Consider the following 20,322-nt stretch of genomic DNA (forward strand, 5'->3'; position numbering starts at 1 on the left):
CGTCCGTCAGCGACAGCGTGCGTAGCGGCGCGACGCGACCTTCGCACCGCGCTCGCCCGCGAGCTGGATGTGGACCGTGACGGTGAACCTGCCCCGTGGGAGGCGGTCGATCACGACCGGTCTGGCGAGCTGGCGCCCGCTGAGCCGCTTGCCTCCGCGCGCGCGGGGTCCGCCGACCACGACGCGCGCCGAGCGGATGCGTCTGCCGCGCACCGGCGATCTGAGTCTGAAGCGGAGCGTCGAGGTGCGGATGCAGCGTCTGTTCGGCGGGAGGCCGATGAGAGCGGCCGGTGACTGCCCCGCGCCTTCCGCTCTTCCCACGGGCGCCGCGCCCGGGCGACCGCCGACGCTCGGCGGAGCTCTCGTGCCCGCGCCGACGCCGGCGCCCGTGCCGCCGCCGGTCCCGCCTTCGCCTGTTCCGCCTCCGCCTCCTCCGCCGCCACCCGCCGACCCGGCTGGCACCACGAGCAGCGTCAGCGACCGCGGCGGCAGCGCGAGCGTGGTCGGCTGACCTTCGGCGGCGAGCGCGACGTCGGCGCCGCGGGCGAGCGTCGGCGCCGCGCGCGACCAACTCCACGACTGCACCGCAGCGCCGCCGGCCCCGCCGCGTCCGCTCACGGTGAGCGGGCTCGACTGCGGCTGGCTCGACTTGTTCACGAGGAGGACCGTCAGCGCGCCGTCGCCGCTGCGCTGCGCGGCGTAGACCGCGACCCGGGCCTGGTCGTCGCTGACCGACCGGACCCACGTGTCGCCGAAGCGGCCGCCGGCGCCGTCGTAGTTGCGGTAGACGCGGAAGGCGTCGCGTTCGACGCTCGCGGGACCGGGCGGATCCCAGCGCGCCGCGAGACCGACGCGCTCGCGCGCGAAGATGCCGAGCGTGTCGGCTTGGATCAGCGTGCTGAGGAACGGGTCGGAGACCGACAGGTCGTACTCGCTCAGCGCCAGCTTCGTCCCGGGGTAGTGCTGGTCGACCCACGCCCGCATGCGCGGAAGCAGTTGGATCGGCTGGCCGATCCAACTCGGGTCGACGTAGGTCGGGTCCCACAGCGAGCGCGTGACGTCGGTCGTCTCGTCGCCCTGGCGGTAGTAGTGCAGGTCGAGGTAGTCGAGCAGCCGCTCGCCGCGGACCTCGCCGGCGGCGCGCATCCCGTCGAGGAACCACGCCGCCATCGCGACGCCGGCGGGCTTTGCGGGATCGGGTCTGCCCGCCTCCTCCGCCGCGCTCTTGAAGTAGTTCGGCCAACCCCACTCGGAGAAGCCGAGCACCTGGGCGCCGGGGTCGCCGTCCTTGACAGCCGCGGCGAGCGCGATCGACCTGCTCAGCAGCTCGGCCGAGGTCGTCGGCGCGGGGTGGACGTCACGATGGGTCTCGTCCCACAGGCCGGGCTCGTTGCCGAGGCCGTAGAAGCGGACCGCGCCGGCGCCGTAGCGTGCGCGGATGTCGGCGATCCAGGCGGCGGACAGCCGCTCGTCGGAGGGCTCGTTCGCGAGCGCGGGGTTGGCCGTCAGCGGGTTTCTGGCAGTGTCGCGGCCGTTCCCGCAGACGCCGTTCCACCTGTCAAACGACTCCTGTGACGGGAAGTCTCCGATCGGGTAGCTGCACGGCAGCGGCTGCGAGTACGCCGCCTGCTTCGCCACCCAGCCGACCATCGGCAGTGTCAGCAGCGTCTGGGCGCCGGTCGCCTGGTCGCCGTCGATGATCCGCCGGTACGCCTGCGCGGGCTCGGCGGGGGGAGCGGAGCAGCCAGGCCAGCAGCCGGCGACGTTCTCGAAGTACCAGTCGTTCGCCGTGTTCCACGTGTCGATCCGCCAGTTGTAGCGATCGGCGTGGTTCCCTCCCCAGCGGTTCAGCGGCAGTGCCAGCTCTCTCGCCACCGCGGGATCGGCGAAGCTCATGCCATAGATCTCTGGTGCGATCGGGTGGCGGTCGGCGGTCGCGTCGACCGTGAGCGCGGGGCCCGTCGCGGCTGCGGCGGAGAGCGGTGGAAGCAGCGCAAACGCCGCTGCGACGGGCAAAAGCAGGCGTCGTAGGGGCGGGCGGCTGAGCGCGCGCAGCCACGGAGAACTGGTCGGCGACACGCTGCGCATGCGCTGACCGTACTTGATGTCCTGATTGGTGGTGAGCAGTTGCGTGGTCGGCATCCCGCGCCGCGGCGGGGGATCTCAGCCGCGCCTGGTCGCCGTCGCAGGAGCGCGCGGGCGGGGCGTCCGGCGAGCGGGAGCGGGGTGGGCCGCGCGCACCGCTCCCAGCAGCGCCGCCATCAGCACCGCGGCGAGTCCGGCGACCGCGACGCAGGCGCCAGCGAAGGCGGCGTTGACGGCCGTCCAATCGATCGCCCCGGCGCGGCCGGCGGCGACGATCGCGAGCGTGGAGGCGTAGCCGGCGGCAAGCAGCACGCCGCCGATCACGAGGTAGCTGCGCGCGACCGCGGGCCGCGGCCAGGCGGCGGCACCGCCGCGCCGGCGCTCCAGCACGAGGTCGAGCAGCGCCGCGAGCGCCGCCCATGTGCCGACGACGAAGTACGCGCCTGCGACGTCGCTCGGGCGATGCCAGCCGGCGGCGATCACCGCGATCCCGACCGCGGCCGCGTACGCGACCGCGAGCACCGACACGAGCCGCCGCGCCCGCGGCGGGGCGACGAGCGTCGCGGCGACGCCGACCGCGAAGGCGATCGTCGCGTGGCCGCTGGGGAAGCTGTTGGCGTAGAGCCGCCCGTCGATCAGCAGGTCCGGCCGTTCCAGCACGCGCTTCAGCAGCTGGGTGGTGAGGACCGAGCCGCCGATCGCGGTCCCGGCGACGAGCGCGAGCGCGACCCGGCGCCGGACGAGCGCCTGCACGACGAGCGCGGCGATCGCGACCGCGAGCGTGCCGACGCTGATCGTCGTCAGCAGCTGCTGCGCCGCGTCGTGCGCGGTCGCGGACGCGATCGCGCGGCCGTCGAAGGCGCCCTGGTCGACGCGCTGCCCACGATGGGTGCGCACGAGCACCGCGTACGTCGCCGCCACGGCGCCGGCGCACCCGACCGCGAGGCCGAGCAGGGGGAGGGGACGCAGGCGGGCCACCCGGCTCAGACTACGCGCGCCCGCCGTCGCTCACGCGCCCGCCCCGTTCACGCACCATCCACCGGCTGCCCTCCGCCCGCCGCGCCGCGCCCCGCGCCCCGCCGCTCACGCACCATCCACCGGCTGGCCTCCGCCCGCCGCGCCGCGCCCCGCGCCCGGCCGCTCACGCACCCCCATCGCGCCCGCCCCCGTCAGCCGCGCGGCGGCGCGTCTCGTACCGCTCCACGAGGACCGACAGCGGCACGCCGAGACCGCCGGCGACCCGCACCATCGTGCGCAGCGTCGGTTCGACCTCCGCCCGCTCGACGGCGCCGAGATAGCCCTCGTGCACGAGCGTCGCGCGGCCCAGCTCGCTCAACGACATGCCGCGGCGCCCGCGCAGCTCCCGTACCGCTCGCCCGAACGCCAGCCGGTCGGCCGTCGTGATCGTGATGACGCCGTGCTCCATGCGAACAGATGTTCGCCGGGGGTGCGGACGGAACCGCGTCGCCCACCGCTCACCCGCCCCGGGTGAAGCGCCATCACCCGGTAGGGCGCCAGCGTCCCGCCCACGCACGCCGAACGCCGAACCAGCGCAGTCAGGAGCCCGAATGAGCAGTCAGAGCAACGGAGTGAGCCTGCCGAAGCCCGACCAGGTGTACAGCGGCCCGCTCGCGTTCGACGTCCGCGAGCTGCCGGAGAGACTGCCGGCGATCGAGGCCAAGCGCCCGCCAAGAGGCGCGCCGAACGTGCTGATCATGCTGCTCGACGACGTCGGCTTCGGTGCCTCCAGCACGTTCGGCGGGCCGATCCACACGCCGACCGCGGAGCGGCTCGCGGGCAGCGGCCTGCGCTACAGCCGCTTCCACACGACCTCGCTCTGCTCGCCGACGCGCGCGGCGCTGCTGTCCGGGCGCAACCACCACGCGGTCGGCATGGGCCACATCACCGAGACGGCGACGCCGGCGCCCGGCTACCGCTCGACCCGCCCCAACTCCGCGACGCCGCTGGCGGAGATCCTGCGCCAGAACGGCTACAACACCGCGCAGTTCGGCAAGTGCCACGAGGTTCCCGTGTGGGAGTCGGGACCGACCGGGCCGTTCGACCACTGGCCGGTCAACAGCGGCTTCGAGCGCTTCTTCGGCTTCATCGGCGGCGAGACGAACCAGTTCACGCCGGCGCTCGTGGACGGCACCAGCACGGTCGAGCCGCCCGACGATCCCGACTATCACCTGATGACCGACCTCGCCGACCGCACGATCGCGTACGTCCGCGAGCAGCAGTCGCTGACACCCGACAAGCCGTTCTTCGCCTACCTCGCGCCCGGCGCGACCCACACGCCCCATCACGTCCCCAGAGCGTGGATCCACAAGTACAAGGGGCAGTTCGACGACGGCTGGGACGCGCTGCGGGAACGCTCGATCGCCCGCCAGCGAGAGCTGGGCGTCGTCGCCGCCGACTGCGAGCTGACGAGACGGCCCGACGGGATCGCCGCGTGGGCCGACGTGCCGGCGGAATGGAGACCGATCCTCTCCCGCCAGATGGAGGTCTACGCCGCGTTCCTCGAGTACGCCGACACCGAGTGCGGCCGCGTGCTCGACGCGCTGGAGGAGCTGGGGGTGCTCGACGACACGCTCGTGCTGTACATCATCGGCGACAACGGGGCCTCGGCCGAGGGCGGGCTCAACGGCGCGTACATGATCACGACCGCGTCCAACGGCGGCGGCGAGTACGAGACGCCGCAGTTCTGGCAGGAGCACCTGTCCGAGGTCGGCGGCCCGAGAGCGTACAACCACTATTCGGTGGCCTGGGCGCATGCGCTGTGCGCGCCGTACCAGTGGACCAAGCAGGTCGCCTCGCACTACGGCGGGACGCGCAACGGCACGATCGTCCACTGGCCGGCGCGGATCAGAGCGAGCGGCGAGGTGCGCACGCAGTGGCACCACGTGATCGACGTCGCGCCGACGATCCTCGAGCTGGCCGGGATCGCCGAGCCCGACACCGTCAACGGCGTCACGCAGGTGCCGATGCAGGGCGTCTCGTTCGCCTACTCGTTCGACGACGCCGACGCGGACGAGCGCCATCACACGCAGTACTTCGAGCTGATGGGCAACCGCGGGATCTACCACCGCGGCTGGACCGCCGTCACGAAGCACCGCACGCCGTGGGACGTCGTCTCCAGACCGCACCCGTTCGACGCCGACGTGTGGGAGCTGTACGACACGACGAGCGACTGGAGCCAGGCGAGAGACCTCTCCGCCGAGCAGCCGGCGAAGCTCGCCGAGCTGCAGCAGCTGTTCCTGATCGAGGCGGTGCGGCACAACGTGCTGCCGCTCGACGATCGCGCGGCGGAGCGGATGAACCCCGAGATCGCCGGCCGTCCGACGCTCGTCACCGGCGACCGCCTGCGGCTCTACCCGGGGATGAAGCGGCTCGGCGAGAACGTCGCGATCAACGTCAAGAACCGCTCCTACTCCGTCACCGCCGAGGTCGAGGTCGAGACGGACGGCAGCGCGAGCGGCGCGCTCGTCGCGCAGGGCGGCCGGACCGGCGGCTGGGCGCTGCTCGTGACCGACGGCGGCAGACTCGCCTACCACTACAACTACTGCGGCCTCAGACGGGCGACGATCGAGTCGAGCGCGCCGATCGCGGCCGGGAGGCACCAGCTGCGGGCCGAGTTCGGCTACGACGGCGGTGGGATCGGCCGCGGCGGCAGCGTCACGCTGTTCGTCGACGGGAGCGCGGTCGGGGAGGGGAGGGTGGAGCGCACGCACCCGCTCTACTTCTCCTTCGACGAAGGGCTCGACGTCGGCCTCGACAGCGGGATGCCGGTGTTCGAGGGCTACGCGGCGCCGAGAGGCCGCTTCGGCGGCGGATCGATCCTGTGGGCGCAGATCGACCTCGGCGGCGACGATCACAACCACCTCGTCCCGCCGGAGGCGCACCTGCAGGCTGCTTTGATCCACCAATGAGCATGGTCGAGCTGGACGGCGGCAGCTTCCGGATGGGCTCTGAGGAGTTCTATCCGGAGGAGCGCCCGGTGCGCGAGGTCGCGGTCGGTGGCTTCGCGATCGACCCGCGGCTCGTGACGGTGCGGGAGTTCCGCCGCTTCGCCGACGAGACGGGCTACGTGACGCTGGCGGAGAAGCCGCCGGATCCGGCGATGTACCCCGGCGCCGACCCCGAGCTGCTGGTGCCGGGGTCGCTCGTCTTCCGCAAACCGCGCGAGCGTGTCTCGCTCGACCACTGGCGGCGCTGGTGGGCGTGGGTGCCGGGAGCGGACTGGCGCCATCCCGGCGGACCGGGCACGAGCACCCGCGGCCGGGACCGCCACCCCGTCGTCCACATCGCGCACGAGGACGCGGTCGCGTACGCGGCGTGGGCCGGCAAGGCGCTGCCGACGGAGGCCGAGTGGGAGTACGCCGCGCGCGGCGGGCTCGACGGCGCCCGCTTCGCATGGGGCGACGACGAGCGCCCCGGCGGGCGGCTGATGGCCAACCACTGGCAGGGCGAGTTCCCGTGGCAAAACCTGAAGGCGAAGGGCTGGGAGGGAACGTCGCCTGTCGCGACCTTCCCGCCGAACGGCTACGACCTCTACGACATGGCGGGGAACGTGTGGGAGTGGACGGCCGACCTCTTCACGCCGGCCGCGCCGACGCCCGCCGCCGCGCCGGCCGCGCCCGCCGCCTGCTGCGCACCCGCTCCCGCTCGCGGGCAGGAGCCCGGCGCCCACATCCCCAGGCGCGTGATCAAGGGCGGCTCGCACCTCTGCGCGCCGAACTACTGCCTCCGCTACCGCCCCGCGGCCCGTCAGGGCGAGGCGATCGACACCTCGACGAGCCACATCGGCTTCCGCTGCGTCAGGCGGTGATCCCCGGCGCCGAGCACCCGGCGCGCCCCCGACGCCAGTTTCACCGACCCGCCGCGCGGCTAGACTCGCCCGCGATTCGCCGTCGACACGCCGAGGTCCAGATGCGCCACCGCAGCGCCGTCCCCGCTCGCAGCGCGATCGCCGTCGTGGCGGCCGCGCTGGCGGTCGCGAGCAGCTCCACCACGACCGCCTCTGCTGGGACGGTGAGCGTCGAGGGCGGCGTCGCACGGTTCGTCGACGGCAGCGGGGTGGACGACTTGATCCACCTCGGCGTGGGCAGCGACGACAGCGGCGCGGCGTGGTTCTTCACCACCGACGTCGCCGATCCGCGACCGGTCGCCGGCGCCGGCTGCCAGCTCACGCTCGGCCTCGGTGAGTGCGCGTTCGGCGGCGCGCCGCCCGCGAGCGTGCTGGTCGACGTCGCCGGCGGGAACGACGACGTCCGCTACACGTCCACGGTCAGAGCGCCGACGCGCGTGCGGATCGCCGGCGGACCGGGGAACGACACCCTGCGCGCGTACGAGACGCGCGGCGAGCTCGACGGCGGCGACGGCGACGACACGCTGCGCCCCGACGACCACTACTCGGTCTCGCAGCTGCCGCCGGGACCGACGCCGGGCGGCACGGTCCGCGGCGGCGCGGGGACGGACACGGTCGAGTACGACGCGACGGCCGAGCGCTTCGCGATCTCGCTCGACGGCCGCGCGAACGACGGCCGTGGCGGCGAGGGCGACAACGTCCTGCCGGACGTCGAGAACGTGACGGGCGGCGACGAGGGCAACGTCATCTCCGGCAGCGACGCGGCGAACGTGCTCCAGGGCGGTGGCGGGGAGGACCGGCTGACCGGTGGCCGCGGGCGCGACACGCTCGCGGGCCGCGGCGGGAACGACACCCTCGACGCGCTCGACGGCGCCGGCGGCGACCGGCTCGACTGCAGCGACGGCGCCGACGTCGCCTACGCGGACGCCGGTGACGTGCTCGCCGCGGGCACCTGCGAGCGGGTCACCTGGGCGCCGGCGGTCGCCGCCGGCAGGCTGCGCCACGCCGACGGCGCGATCCCCGTCCCACTGGCGTGCCCGGCGACCTCCGCCGCAGCCTGCCGCGGGACGGTTCTGCTGCGCAGCGCCGGACGGAGTCCGGCGACGCTCGCCTCAGGCAGCTACGCCGTGCGGCGCGGCGCGCGTGCAAGCATCCTTCTCACGCCGACGCGCGCCGGCCGCGCTGCGCTCAGAAGCGGCCGCACCGTCGCCGCGGAGGCCGTCGTCCGCCCGCGTGGGACGCAGCCGTCGGCGGGCCGCAGCGTGACCATCCGGGGGTGAGGCGGGAACGCCGCAACCGCGAGCGATGAGTTCGCGGCGGCGGCGCAGTCGTAACCAGCATGCTGATCATCGCCGGCCACCTCATCGTCGATCCCGCCGACCGCGACGCCTACGTCGCGGAGTGCGCGCAGGTCGTCGCGCAGGCCCGCAGCGCGCCGGGCTGCCTCGACTTCGCACTCACCGCCGACACGCTCGACCCGGCGCGCGTCAACGTCTACGAGCGCTGGGAGTCCGACGCGGAGCTGGAGGCGTTTCGCGGCGCGGGCCCGGACGACGACGGGCTCGCCGCGCGAATCCTCGGTGCCGATGTCAGCAAGCACCGCGTCTCCGCGACCGAGGCGCCGTGAGGCGCGCTCGGCCGCGTCGGGCGGTCGCTCACGTCGTCACGCCAACGGGAAGCGCACCTCGGCCCGCGACAGGTACTCGGCGGTGTTGACGAGATCACGCGTCACCGTGACGTCGTTGTTGGACGCCTCTCCGAGCCGCGCTCGCCAGTAGTCCAGCTCTCTGCCGGCGGTGAATCTCCGGCCCAGGTACGCCTCGGCCAACGCGTTGGCGCGCCGGGTGCGGGAGTCGGGTGACTGGTAGATCTCCCGCGCGACGACCTCCCGGCCGACCGCGCCCGTGCGGCCGACCCAGAACGAAAGGTCGCCCGCCGAGGGCGTCGCGCCCAGCAGGCGCAGGTACAGCGCGGTGACGAACCCTCTGTCGGTGCTCCCGGCGTTGGCGAAGAACTCGCCGCTGGAGAGCAGCGACGCGTAGAGGTCCGTCGATGTGTCGGTGCCGTCGATGATCCGGCCGGCGCGGGAGTCCCGGGCCGCTCTCGCCGGGGCCCGGCTGAGCGTGATCTGGTACGCCTCGTCGACCAGGTTCCCGACGTAGTCCCCGTCACGGGCAAGCTGGGCGATCATCCGCGACCGGCAGTGGCCCTTGGCGGCGATCTCCGTCGTCCAGTAGTCGGCCTCGGCTCTCGCCGGCGTGCGGCGCGGCATGTCCTCATACGACGCCCGCACGAAGCTGCGCGTCGTCGCCTCGCCGAGCTCGGGGCATGGCGTCGGCGCGTCGGCGAGGTCGAGGTTGATCATGCGCGGCCGGTAGTCGGGCGCGTAGCGGCCCGGAGAGGTTCCGGGCGTCGGGGCCCAGCACGTCGTGGAGTAGCTCCACAGGCTCTCGGCCGGGTCGCTCTGGTCGTGGGGGTGGACCGAGTAGACGATCCGGGTTCCGCCGCTGCCGCACGCCTGGCCGGACTCGGGCGGCGCGTAGGCGTTGCCGCCGACGGTGACGACGCCCCACGGGGTGGCGCTCGACGCCCAGCGGAACGCTCTGTCGAACACGCTGCTGCTGGCGAGCGAGACTATCTCGCTGCCGTTGACCGTCGGGTGCAGCATGTGCGGGACGTGGCTCCCCGATGAGCTGAGCAGCGCGCCGGCCGCGTCCTGCGACATCGACCAGGTGCCGGCGGAGGGCTGGTAGTAGCGCCAGCTCGACAGGCTGGCGAGCGACGCCTGGGGCGCTCTCGCGAGCAGCGTTCTGTGCGCCAGTCCGTCCTGCACGGCGCCGTAGACGTACCAGTCGCCGTTCCAGGAGAGGATGCCCTCGCCCCAGGTCGCCCCGTGGCTCCCGATCGGGAGCCGTGCGACGGACGGCGTCGCGTCGAGGTTCGACACCGGGACCGAGATCACGACGTTGGCGACGAGCGGGAAGTCTCTTCTCGGCGGGACCGGCTTCACCCGCTCCTGAGCGAGGAAGCGGATCGTCGAGCCGTCCTTGACGCCGTTGGTCAGCCAGTAGAAGTTGGCGGGGTCGGCGGGCTTGAACTGCGCGGTCTCGCCGGGGCCGATGTACGTGTTGGTCGTGTTGCCGTTCGAGTTCCAGACGACGACCGCGTTGTTGACCAGCTTCGAGTTCAGCGGACGCTCGCGATCGGGCTCGAGCGGGCCGAGATAGGCGTCGTTGAACATCAGCAGCGTCTTGCCGCCGCCGAGCGGGATGCTGGCGCCGTTGTCGGCGCTGTTGACCTCGCCGGTGGTGGCGGTGTCGGCGTGGTCGTCGAGGATCGACTGCACCGTCGCGGCGTCGCAGCCGCTCATCGCGCCCGCGAGCGCGAACAGCGCGACGCCGAGCCCCAGCCGCCGCGCCCTCGTCCGTCGTCGCATGCGCTTCTCCTGTGGCGTGGTCATCGGGTCTGGGCGGTCCGCAGGTACTCGGGCAGCTTCGCCAGCGCGATCGCCATGGCGACGTCGTTGCCGTCGTTCGTCGCGAGCACGGTGCGCCAGTACTCCTGCTCCAGTCTGTTGAAGCTGCGCCCGAGGTACCGGTCGCCGAGCGCGGCGGCGCGGCGGACGCGGCTCTCGGCCGACTGGAAGATCGCGCGGCCGACGGTGCCGTTGCTGGAGCCGCCCAGCTCGCCGACCCAGTAGTCGCGCTCCGCTCTCGACGCCGTGCGATCGAGCACGCGGTCATACACCCGGTCGACGAAGCCGCTCGCGTCGGTGCCGGCGGAGAGCTCTCTGCTGGCCAGGAGGCCCTGTGCGAGGTCGGCGACCGTCGTGCTCTGCGCCTCGACGCCCGGCCGCCAGTAGATCAGGTCGTCTCTGCTCGCAGCCCGGCCGAGCAGCTGTCTGTAGAGGCCGTCGATCACCTCGGTGCTGAATCCGTCGTCCTTCGTCAGCTGGCCGAAGAACGGCGTCGCGCGGTAGCCGCTTCTGGCGAGCTGGCCGCTCCAGTAGTCGAGGTCAGCTTGCGCCACTCTCGCGATGCCGAGGAAGTCCGCGTAGGCGGCCTTGATCAGCTTCTCGCTGACGACGGCGCTCGGCGCCGGCCAGCCGACGGGATCGGAGCACTGCCGCGCGGCGCGCGTGATCAGCGCCTCGTACTGGTCCGAGCCGGCGTCGTTCGGGTGGACGTTGTTGAACCACCACTCGGGGCGCGAGATCGACAGCGCGTGCCAGTCGGCCAGCACGAAGCGCGAGCTGCTCGCGGCCTTCGTCCGCATCCACGCCGCGGCGGCGTCGAGGTTGGCGCGAACGGCGAGGGAGGCCGGGCCGTACTGGGCGTTGGGATCCCCGGGACCGGTCTTGTAACCGGGCGTGACGACGACGATGCAGTCGACGCCGGCGCCCGCGACGTCGACGACCTGGCCGTAGCGCCACTCGTCCCACGTCGTCCAGCCGCCGTGCCAGGTCGGGCTCGCGTTGTTGACGCCCTGGGCGATGATCAGGCGGTCGGGCGTCTCGTCGCGGCCGAGGACCCGGTCGATCGGGAACAGCGGGTTCGCCTGCGTCAGCACCGAGCCGTCGACCGAGTAGTCCCACAGCGGCCCGTCGGTCACGAGCGGAATCACCGGCGTTCCCTGGCTGATCACGATCTTGGCGTCGAGCCAGCGTGCGTCTAGGAAGTTGACGGTCGAGTCGGCGACGATCGCCGTGAGGCGATGGAGCGCCGGTCTGTAGTCGGTGATCGGGACGAGATACGGGTTCTCGTTCGGTCTCGGCGGAGAGACCTGCCACTCACCGTCATAGGCGTCGTGGACCGCCGGGTTGCGATCCGGAAGCGGCTCCGCGACCGGGTACGGCTCAGCCGCCGCGGCGGCGCCCGCTGCGAGCAGCGCAACGACGCCCGCGAGCGCCATCGATCGTCCGACTGCTGACCCTCGCCGCTGCGCGCGCATGCTCCCCCTCGTCCCCGTTTGACCGGAAACTATCCGAACAAGCGACGCGCGCGCAACCGCCCACTTCACCTCGAGCGATCACTGCTGCGATCGCTTCGGCACCAGGATCTGCGCGAGGGCTCCGCTCTGGAAGCGTTCCTCTGCGACGACGTCCAGCTTCAGGTGCTCTTCCAGATCCGCGAATGGGCTGTGTCCCGCGCCGATCGCAATCGGGACCGTCGTGAGCTGGTACTCGTCGACGAGGCCCAGGCGGGTCAGCGACGTGGCGAAGTCGGGGCCGCCGTGGACCAGGATCGTCCCTTCGTCGTCCCGAGCCTTCAACTCCGCGATCTCCGCGCCCAGGTCACCTCCGAAGATCTCGACCGGTCCCCATTCCGCCTTCTCCAGGGTGTGAGAGAAGACAGCCTTCGGCTTCTCGTTCATCGCGGTTGCGATCGGCCCGTCGGACGCGGCCCAGTACGGGCCCATGATCTCGTAGCTGCGGCGGCCCATCGCGTGGACTCCGGCCTCCTCGAGCGCGCGGCGGTTCCACTCGCCCGAGTCGTCGCCGAACCACTCGAACATCCATCCATGCGTGCCGTCGGGGCTGGTGGCAAAACCGTCGAGGGACAAGACCATTTTGAGAACTACTTTCCTATCGCTCATGTCGGTAGAGACCTACCCCACGAGGGAAATTCATCGCCCTCGGTGGATTCGGGTGGGAGATCGACGGCGACGATCCCGCGAGCCCCGCTGACCCGCGATCCGCTCGCCGCCCTACAATCCCCAGCCGGATGATTTCTACGAACCAGCTGAAGAACGGCAATCACATCGAGGTCGACGGCACGATCTTCAAGGTCGTCGAGTTCCAGCACGTCAAGCCCGGCAAGGGCCCGGCGTTCGTGCGGACGAAGCTCCGCCGCACCACCGACGGCAACGTGATCGACAAGACGTTCCGCGCTGGGGAGAAGTTCCGCTCCGTGCGCACCGAGGTGCGCAAGATGCAGTTCCTCTACTCCGACGACGCGGACGCGCACTTCATGGACGTCGAGAGCTTCGAGCAGACGGCGATCCCGACGGGCCTGCTGAGAGAGGCGCTGCAGTGGACGCGCGCGAGCGACGAGGTCGACCTGCTGTCGATCGACGGCGTCCCCGCCGACATCCAGCTGCCGAGCGCCGTCGACCTGGAGGTCACCGAGACCGAGCCCGGTCTGCGCGGCGACACCGCCTCCGGCGGCGGCACGAAGCCGGCGACGCTGGAGACCGGGGCCAAGATCCAGGTGCCGCTGTTCGTCAACATCGGCGACAAGGTGCGGGTCGACACGCGCTCCGGCGACTACGTGTCCCGCGCGTAGCGCCGTCGTGGCTCGACGAAGCGATCAGCGACGCGAAGCGGTGTTCGCGCTGTACCAGCATGACCTGACCGGCCGTCCGCTCGAACAGACGCTGCCGAAGGACGCCGCGAACTTCACGCGTGCGCTCGCCCAGGCGGCGCTCGCCCGCCAGGCCGAGTTCGACGCCCTCATCAGCCGCCACGCCGAGGGCTGGACGCTGCAGCGGATCGCCCCGCTGGAGCGCTCGATCCTGCGCGTCAGCCTGCTGGAGATGCTGCACCCCGGCGACGTGCCGGCCGAGCGCCCGATCCCGCCCGAGGGCGCGATCGACGAGGCGATCGAGACGGCGAAGGCGTACTGCGGCGCCGACGCACCCGGTTTCGTCAACGGCGTGCTGGCCGCGATCCTGCGCGCCGAGCGCCCGGCAGTCGGCAACCGCGAGCGCAAGGACGGGGCGGCATGACGGGGATCGACCAGCTCGAGTACTTCTCGCGTCAGCTGGAGGACGCCGCCGCGCAGCTGCGCGGCGGCGAGCTGGAGCCCGAGCAGGCTGCGCGCCTGGTCGAGGAGTGCGCGCGCCTCGCGGGCGACGCCGCCAACGAGCTCGACCGCCGCGTCCGCAACGCCGCCGACCCGCCCGCACCGGGCCAGACGACGCTGCCGACCGACCGCGCATGACCGCCGACGCCTACCCCGACGACCTCCGCCGCCAGGTGGAGGAGTACCTCGCCGCGATCAGATTCGTCGCGGCCGAGACCGCCGGCGCGGACGGCCTCGAAGAGGCGATGCGCTACTCGCTGCTCGCCGGCGGCAAGCGGATCCGGCCCGTGCTGGCGCTCGCGACCGCGCGGGCGATCGAGCGCGACCCGGCCGAGGCGCTGCCGATCGCGGCGGCGCTGGAGCTGATCCACACGTACTCGCTGATCCACGACGACCTGCCCGCGATGGACGACGACGACCTGCGCCGCGGGAGGCCGACCTGCCACAAGGCGTTCGGCGAGAACGTCGCGATCCTCGCCGGCGACGGCCTCTACGCCGAGGCGTTCCGGCACGTGCTCGAACGGCAGGCGGGGGAGCCCGCGGCGATCCTCGCCGCCGTGCGCGAGTTGGCGTCCGCGACGGGCGTGAACGGCATGGTCGGCGGGCAGTACCTCGACGTGACCGATTCCGCGCCGCGCGACGCGGCGGGCCTGCGCCACCTGCACTCGCTCAAGACGGGCAGGCTGATCGGCGCCTCGATCATGTGCCCGCTGCTGCTCGCTCCCGACCAGCCACGTGCGACAATCGACTCCTTCCGCAGTTTCGCGAGCGAGCTTGGAGTGCTCTTCCAGATCGTGGACGACATCCTCGACGTCGTCGGCACCGACGACGCGCTGGGCAAGACGCAGGGCAGCGACGAGCGCCTCGGCAAGCGCACGTACGTGAGCGAGTTCGGTCTCGACCGCGCACGCGAGCTGGCCGCCGAGTCGCACCGGAACGCCCGCGCCGCGCTCAACGCCGCCGCACCGGGCGGCGCCGGGGAGCTGGCGCAGATCACCGACTTCATCTACACGCGAACGTCATGAGCGAACCGATCCTCCCGCACATCGAGCGTCCCCAGGACCTCCACGAGCTGTCCGACGAGCAGCTGCAGCAGCTGGCGCAGGAGGTGCGCGAGCACATCATCGACACGGTCGGGGAGATCGGCGGCCACTTCGGCGCCAACCTCGGCACGTGCGAGCTGGCGGTCGCGCTGCACTCGCTGCTCGACTCGCCGCGCGACAAGATCCTCTGGGACGTCGGCCACCAGGCGTACCCGCACAAGGTCCTCACCGGCCGCCGCGACCAGCTCGCCACGATCCGCAAGTACGGCGGCCTGACGCCGTTCTGCGCGATCGAGGAATCCGAGCACGACATCATGGGCGCCGGCCACGCCTCGACCTCGATCGGCTACGCGGTCGGGCTGAAGGAGGCGATGCGCCACGGTCAGGGCGAGGACGGCGCGGTCGTCGCCGTCATCGGCGATGGCGCGATGACCGGCGGCGTCGCCTTCGAGGCGGTCCACCAGGCCGGCGGGCTCGGCACGCCGATGGTCGTCGTGCTCAACGACAACGGGATGTCGATCTCGCCGAACGTCGGCGCGCTGTCGCGCTACTTCAACCGCGTGCGGCTGAACCCGAAGCTGTGGAAGGCGCGCGAGGGCGTCGAGGACGGCCTGACGAAGCTGCCGGCCGGCATCGGCGAGCGCTTCGCCCACCTCGGCCCGCAGCTGAAGGAGTCGATCAAGGCGTTCTGGGCGCCCGGCATGCTGTGGGAGGAGCTCGACTGGGCCTACATGGGCGTCGTCGACGGCCATGACGTGCACGCGCTGCGCGAGGCGCTGAGAGAGGCGATAGCGGCCGAGCGGCCGGTCGTCGTCCATGTCTCGACAGTCAAGGGCAAGGGCTTCGCGCCGGCCGAGGACGGCGGCCTGGAGGGCATGGAGAAGTGGCATGCCGCCAAGCCGAACTCGATCGCCAACGGCGCCCCCGCGCCGTCGAAGCCGGCTCCCGCCAACGGCGCGGCGAAGCCGAAGCCGCCGCAGTACACGGCCGTCTTCGGCAACGCGCTCGTGGAGGAGTGCCGCCGCGACGAGCGCGTCGTCGGCATCACCGCCGCGATGAACTCGGGCACCGGCCTGAACATCCTCCAGAAGGAGCTGCCGGAGCGCTACTTCGACGTCGGCATCGCCGAGCAGCAGGCGATCCTGTTCGCCGCGGGGCTCGCGCTGCAGGGCTGCAAGCCCGTCGCGGCGATCTACTCGACCTTCCTCCAGCGCGCGTTCGACCAGATCGTCCACGACGTCGCCCTGCAGAGACTGAACGTCGTCTTCGCGATGGACCGCGCCGGACTCGTCGGCGACGACGGCCCGACGCACCACGGCGTCTTCGACATCGCCTACCTGCGCCCGCTCCCGCACATGGTCCTGATGGCGCCGCGCGACGAGGCGCAGCTCGTGCACATGCTGCACACCGCGCTCGTCTACGACGACGGCCCGGTCGCGCTGCGCTACCCGCGCGGCGAGGCGCTCGGGACCCCGCTGCCGTCCGCGCCGCAGACGATCGAGATCGGCAGCGGTGAGATCCTGCGCGAGGGCGACGGCAAGGTCGCGCTGCTCGGGTATGGCTCCGGCGTCGCGAAGGCGTCCGAGGCGGCCGACCTGCTCGCCGAGCACGGGATCGCCGCGACGGTCGCCGACGCGCGCTTCGCGAAGCCGATCGACGCCGGCCTCGTCGCGCAGCTGCAGGCCGAGCACGAGCTGCTCGTGACGGTCGAGGAGGGCGTCCTCGCGGGCGGCTTCGGCTCCGCCGTGTGGGAGACGCTGTCCGACAGCGGCATCGCCTCGCGGATCCTCCGCGTCGGCCTGCCGGACCGCTTCGTCACGCACGGCGCCCCGGCGCTGCTGCACGAAGAGGTCGGCTTCACCGGCGCGGCGATCGCCGAGCGCGTGCTGTCGGCCGTCGGCTCCAGACCGCGCGCGACGGCGTAGCGCCTCGCTGCCGGCGCCAGCCGGCGAGAGATCCCCGCTAGCGGATGCGGTAGTCCGCGTTCTTGATCAGCTCCAGCGCGTAGTCGAGCCAGAAGGTGCCGGTCGGCGGCGCACCGGTCGAGGTGCCGCAGTTGCCGGCTGAGCGGCCGGGGTTGCCGATCCAGAAGACGCCGTCGAGTCGCGGGTACTGCGGCGGCACGTCCCACGTCGGTCTCGGACCGAGGCCGCGCCCTCTCGGGTTGCAGCGGATCGAGTTGCCGAAGCGGACGCGATGTCTCGGGCGCAGCGCGCCCTTGCCGTTGACGGCCGTGTTGACGACGTAGTGTTTGCCGCCCGTGGCGCGCGAGAGCCCGTTCGCGTAGCGGATCTCCTTCGTCGTGCGGTTGTGGTGGGTCGAGTTCGTGAAGAAGCCCTGGATCTTGTGGACGCCGACCTTGCGCAGCAGCGACCCGATGAAGCGCGGGTTGTGCGCGTCGCTGGCGCCGGCGTCGACGTAGACGACCGCGTGCGGCAGCCGCGCGAGCGAGTCGATCGCCGAGCGCATCTCCTCGATCCGCGTCTGCAGCCCCTTCCCGGACAGGCACGGCGCCGTGATCAGCGCGTCGATCTCGTAGAAGACGACGACTCTCTGGTTGCCGATCCCCTGCGCGAGGTTCTGGTACCAGCGCTTGTAGCTCTCGGCCTCGCGCCGCGAGTCGCCGACGCGGTGGCATCTGATGTGGCGCAGGCGGTACGTCGCCAGCAGCGGGATCGCGCCCGCGTCGTCGTGGAACGCCTGCGCGAGGTACTTCGCGACGACGTAGCCCGGGCGGTCGTTCCAGCTGCCGAAGCGCTTCGCCTCGGGCTGGTCGGCGATCGTCGCGAGCATGCCGGCGGCCTGCGGCTGGGAGCCGCTGATCTTGCGCGCGTAGGCGCCCGCGATCGTCTGGCCCGGGTTGACGTAGAAGCGGGCGCCGTGCAGCGGGTTGCCGCCGGGCGGGGGCGGCGGGTCGAGCGCGAGCGGGTTGACCGGGTCGCGCGGCTCGGTCGAGATCGCGTCGTCGTCCTCGATCGTCAGGATCGCGCGGTCGGGCTCGGCGACTCTCTCGGGGTACGTGCCGAAGATGCCGACGGCGATCGTCTCGGGCCCTTCGACGAGCGGGTCGTCGACGATCGGCACCGTGAACGAGCCCTCCGTCTGCCCGCGTGCGAGGTCGACGCGGCCCTTGACCGGCTTGTAGTCCTGGAACTGCTGGGCGCTTCTGTGCCATGCGCCGAACCGCACCTGGCCTCTTCTTGCCGCCTCGCTGCGGACGAAGGTGATGACGGCGCCGCCGTCGCCCTCCTTCACGGTGAACGAGGTCGACGTGAGGCTCACGGTTCCCGCCGCGAAGGCGGCCGGGGGCGCGGCGAGCAGCGCCGCGACGAGCGCCGCGGCGGCTGCGATCAGGCACGACAAGACGGGGTGCTGCGCGATTCGGGACATCGGCTCGACGGCTCCCAAGGCGTCGGGGTCCCGCATCACGGTACCCGCCGTGGCGCGCGCCTATCGGCCGATGTCCGCGCCCGTTCCATCGCCTCGCAGCGATGGAACGGTCTGCGCAGGAATTGGTGCTTTCAGCGGATGCGGAAGTCGGCGTGTCTGATCAGCTGGAGCGCGTACTCCAGCCAGAAGGCGCCGGTCGGCGGGATTCTGGCGAAGAACGCTCTGCCGCAGCCGCCGGCGGAGCGGCCGGGGTTGCCGATCCAGAAGAGGCCGTCGAGGCTGCGGTACTGCGGCGGCACGGCGGACGTCGGCTTGGGGCCGAGGCCGCGTCCGGGAGCGTTGCAGCGGTAGGAGTTCCCCTCCTTGACGCGGTCTCTCGGGACGAGCGGGCCCTGGCCGTTGCTCGACGTGTTGACGACGAAGCGCGGTCTGCCGCCGAGCAGGCGGACCAGCAGGCGGCCGTAGGCGATCTCGCGCCGCGTCGTGTTCTGGTGCGTGGCGTTCGTGAAGAAGCCCTCGATCTTGTGGACGCCGACGCGTCTCAGCAGCCAGGCTATGTACCGCGGCTGGTGCGCCAGGCCGCTGCCGGCGTCGACGTAGACGACCGCGTGGGGGAGCTTCGAAAGCACGTCGATCGCATAGCGGACCTCCTCGGTGCGGCGGTTCAGGCCGGCACGCGAGAGGCATCTGGTCGTGATCAGCGCGTCGATCTCGTAGAAGAGGACGATCCGCTGGTTGCCGACGCCCGCGGCGAACTCGTCGTACCAGCGCTTGTACGACTCGGCGTCGGCGGCGGAGTCGCTGACGCCGCCGCACTCGAGGTGCTTGAGACGGTAGGTCGCGACCAGCGGCACCGCGCCGGGGTCCTCGGTCTGGACGCGCTGGAGGTAGGTCGCGAGCTCGTGGCGCGGGTTCTTCGTCCACGTGCCGAAGCGCTTCGTCTCAGGCTGCTCGGCGATCACGCGCAGCTGGGAGGCCGCGCCCGGATTCGTCCGGCGGTATCTCTTGATCGCCATCTGCGCCAGGCCCCACTCCTCGTCGACGAAGAAGCGCGCGCCCTGGAGCGGGTTGCCGTTCGTCGGCGCGACGTCGAGGCCGAGCGGGTTGAGCGGGTCGCGCTCGGCGCCGACGGCGTCGTTGTCGACGATCGTCAGGATGCCGCGGTTGGGCTCGCCGAGCCGCATCGGATGCGGGCCGTAGATCCCGACCTTCACCGTCTCGGACGCCTCGACGATCGTGTCGTCGACGATCGGGATCCGGAACGACGCCTCGCGCTGGCCCGGGGCGAACTCGATCCGGCCCTGGACGGGCTTCCAGTCCTGGTTCGCCTCGGCGCTGCGGTCGTAGTACGCGTCGTAGCGGACCTGGCCGGCACCGCCGGCATCGTCGCGCACGACCGTGATGACGGCATCGCCGTCACCTTCGTTCACGGTGAATTGGCTGGAGGTGAGCTGCACGCTGCCGCGCGCGGACGCCGCGGCGGGAGCGAGTGCCAGCGCGGCGAGCGCGAGCAGCACGAGACGGAGCAGAGGCTGGGGCATGGGCAACCGGGAGCGGGAGGGGACGGGACGTGCTGCCCCCGCTTGATCGGTCGCGCGCATGCGCGCCTGAGCGTCCGCGTCCGCGGACGGACGAATGGACGAATTGACAGGCCCGCTCAGCGTGCGCTGTAGCGCGTGCCGGCGTTCAGCGCCAGCTGAGCGAGCCCGAGGCCGGCGAGGAAGATCGCCGCGGTGCCCGAGCCGGCGAGCGCGAGCGGGAGCGCGACGACGATCGCACCGAACGCGAGTCCGTAGTCGAAGCTCTGGTGAGCCGAGACGCGCTGCGGCTGGGTCGCGTCGAGCGCGAGGCCGATCGCGAGCACGCCGACGACGACCGAGACGACGGCCCCGGCGGGGGTGAAGCCGAGCGCGAACGGCGCCACCAGCGCGAGCACGCCGGCGAGCAGCTCGATCGCGCCGTGGGCGGAGAGGGAGATGGGTCGAAGTACGAGCATCGTGCGGCCATGATGCGCCAGTTGAACGCCGACGTATGTGAGACGGATCACATGCAGGAACCCCTGCAAACACGCGGTTGGCACGCCGGGTGACGGCGCTGCTGCAGGGCCGGAGCGCCCGCCCCGGTAGCGTTTCCG

At 72.2% G+C, this 20,322-nt stretch carries 18 protein-coding genes; 9 read left to right on the forward strand and 9 right to left on the reverse strand.

The window, feature by feature from the left end; genetic code table 11:
* Positions 1-6: 6 nt before the first annotated feature.
* From CWOE_RS15280 to CWOE_RS15290, 3 genes are all read right to left on the reverse strand, one after another.
* The gene (locus CWOE_RS15280; RefSeq protein WP_160165522.1) at positions 7-2,088 is read right to left on the reverse strand and encodes a glycoside hydrolase family 44 protein; all 2,082 of its coding nucleotides are present in this window, start codon (positions 2,086-2,088) and stop codon (positions 7-9) included.
* Positions 2,089-2,163: 75 nt separating this feature from the next.
* On the reverse strand, positions 2,164-3,063 hold the full coding sequence (locus tag CWOE_RS15285) for a phosphatase PAP2 family protein (protein ID WP_012934533.1): 900 nt from the start codon (positions 3,061-3,063) through the stop codon (positions 2,164-2,166).
* Between the two features lie 163 nt (positions 3,064-3,226).
* Positions 3,227-3,511, reverse strand: coding sequence for a helix-turn-helix domain-containing protein (locus tag CWOE_RS15290; protein WP_012934534.1), 285 nt, complete (start codon positions 3,509-3,511; stop codon positions 3,227-3,229).
* A 142-nt stretch (positions 3,512-3,653) separates the two neighbouring features.
* On the opposite strand from CWOE_RS15290, the gene CWOE_RS15295 reads away from it, so the two are divergent.
* From CWOE_RS15295 to CWOE_RS15310, 4 genes are all read left to right on the forward strand, one after another.
* Positions 3,654-6,014 carry an arylsulfatase gene (locus CWOE_RS15295; protein ID WP_012934535.1) on the forward strand — a complete coding sequence of 787 codons (2,361 nt, stop codon included), beginning with the start codon at positions 3,654-3,656 and terminating at the stop codon, positions 6,012-6,014.
* The gene (locus CWOE_RS15300) at positions 6,011-6,913 is read left to right on the forward strand and encodes a formylglycine-generating enzyme family protein (RefSeq protein ID WP_012934536.1); all 903 of its coding nucleotides are present in this window, start codon (positions 6,011-6,013) and stop codon (positions 6,911-6,913) included. The genes CWOE_RS15295 and CWOE_RS15300 overlap by 4 nt, the downstream gene beginning before the upstream one ends.
* A 101-nt stretch (positions 6,914-7,014) precedes the next feature.
* Positions 7,015-8,232, forward strand: a complete 1,218-nt coding sequence (locus CWOE_RS15305) for a calcium-binding protein (protein ID WP_012934537.1) — start codon at positions 7,015-7,017, stop codon at positions 8,230-8,232.
* Positions 8,233-8,291: 59 nt separating this feature from the next.
* Positions 8,292-8,579, forward strand: coding sequence for a putative quinol monooxygenase (locus CWOE_RS15310; RefSeq protein WP_012934538.1), 288 nt, complete (start codon positions 8,292-8,294; stop codon positions 8,577-8,579).
* Positions 8,580-8,615: 36 nt separating this feature from the next.
* On the opposite strand, the gene CWOE_RS15315 is transcribed toward CWOE_RS15310, so the two are convergent.
* The 3 genes from CWOE_RS15315 to CWOE_RS15325 form a co-directional block, all read right to left on the reverse strand.
* Positions 8,616-10,388 carry a DUF4214 domain-containing protein gene (locus CWOE_RS15315; RefSeq protein WP_012934539.1) on the reverse strand — a complete coding sequence of 591 codons (1,773 nt, stop codon included), beginning with the start codon at positions 10,386-10,388 and terminating at the stop codon, positions 8,616-8,618.
* 20 nt (positions 10,389-10,408) lie between these two features.
* Entirely contained in the window at positions 10,409-11,863 is a 1,455-nt protein-coding gene (locus CWOE_RS15320) for a DUF4214 domain-containing protein (protein ID WP_012934540.1), read from the reverse strand.
* A gap of 117 nt (positions 11,864-11,980) precedes the next feature.
* Positions 11,981-12,547: a dihydrofolate reductase family protein gene (locus tag CWOE_RS15325; RefSeq protein WP_012934541.1), complete on the reverse strand. Its 567-nt coding sequence runs from the start codon at positions 12,545-12,547 to the stop codon at positions 11,981-11,983.
* Between the two features lie 128 nt (positions 12,548-12,675).
* Here CWOE_RS15325 and efp point away from each other — a divergent pair, with 128 nt between their 5' ends.
* The 5 genes from efp to dxs are packed head-to-tail and all read left to right on the forward strand — an operon-like array spanning position 12,676 to position 16,723.
* Positions 12,676-13,236 (forward strand): elongation factor P, encoded by a 561-nt coding sequence (efp, locus tag CWOE_RS15330; protein WP_012934542.1) that lies wholly within the window; start codon positions 12,676-12,678, stop codon positions 13,234-13,236.
* A 7-nt stretch (positions 13,237-13,243) separates the two neighbouring features.
* Positions 13,244-13,678, forward strand: a complete 435-nt coding sequence (gene nusB, locus CWOE_RS15335) for a transcription antitermination factor NusB (protein ID WP_148261027.1) — start codon at positions 13,244-13,246, stop codon at positions 13,676-13,678.
* A complete protein-coding gene (locus tag CWOE_RS15340; RefSeq protein ID WP_012934544.1) occupies positions 13,675-13,893 on the forward strand; it encodes a hypothetical protein in 219 nt (72 codons plus the stop codon). The genes nusB and CWOE_RS15340 overlap by 4 nt, the downstream gene beginning before the upstream one ends.
* Positions 13,890-14,780 (forward strand): polyprenyl synthetase family protein, encoded by an 891-nt coding sequence (locus CWOE_RS15345; protein WP_012934545.1) that lies wholly within the window; start codon positions 13,890-13,892, stop codon positions 14,778-14,780. The genes CWOE_RS15340 and CWOE_RS15345 overlap by 4 nt, the downstream gene beginning before the upstream one ends.
* The gene (gene dxs, locus CWOE_RS15350; protein WP_012934546.1) at positions 14,777-16,723 is read left to right on the forward strand and encodes a 1-deoxy-D-xylulose-5-phosphate synthase; all 1,947 of its coding nucleotides are present in this window, start codon (positions 14,777-14,779) and stop codon (positions 16,721-16,723) included. The genes CWOE_RS15345 and dxs overlap by 4 nt, the downstream gene beginning before the upstream one ends.
* Before the next feature lie 37 nt (positions 16,724-16,760).
* Here dxs and CWOE_RS15355 read toward each other — a convergent pair whose 3' ends face one another.
* The 3 genes from CWOE_RS15355 to CWOE_RS15365 all read right to left on the reverse strand — a co-directional run bounded on the left by CWOE_RS15355 (position 16,761) and on the right by CWOE_RS15365 (position 20,184).
* Positions 16,761-18,188 carry a glycoside hydrolase family 6 protein gene (locus CWOE_RS15355; protein ID WP_148261028.1) on the reverse strand — a complete coding sequence of 476 codons (1,428 nt, stop codon included), beginning with the start codon at positions 18,186-18,188 and terminating at the stop codon, positions 16,761-16,763.
* Positions 18,189-18,319: 131 nt separating this feature from the next.
* Positions 18,320-19,729 carry a glycoside hydrolase family 6 protein gene (locus CWOE_RS30750; protein ID WP_012934548.1) on the reverse strand — a complete coding sequence of 470 codons (1,410 nt, stop codon included), beginning with the start codon at positions 19,727-19,729 and terminating at the stop codon, positions 18,320-18,322.
* A 116-nt stretch (positions 19,730-19,845) separates the two neighbouring features.
* Positions 19,846-20,184, reverse strand: coding sequence for a hypothetical protein (locus CWOE_RS15365; RefSeq protein WP_012934549.1), 339 nt, complete (start codon positions 20,182-20,184; stop codon positions 19,846-19,848).
* Positions 20,185-20,322: the final 138 nt, after the last annotated feature.

This window comes from Conexibacter woesei DSM 14684 (genome assembly GCF_000025265.1).
Classification (GTDB): Bacteria; Actinomycetota; Thermoleophilia; order Solirubrobacterales; family Solirubrobacteraceae; genus Conexibacter; species Conexibacter woesei.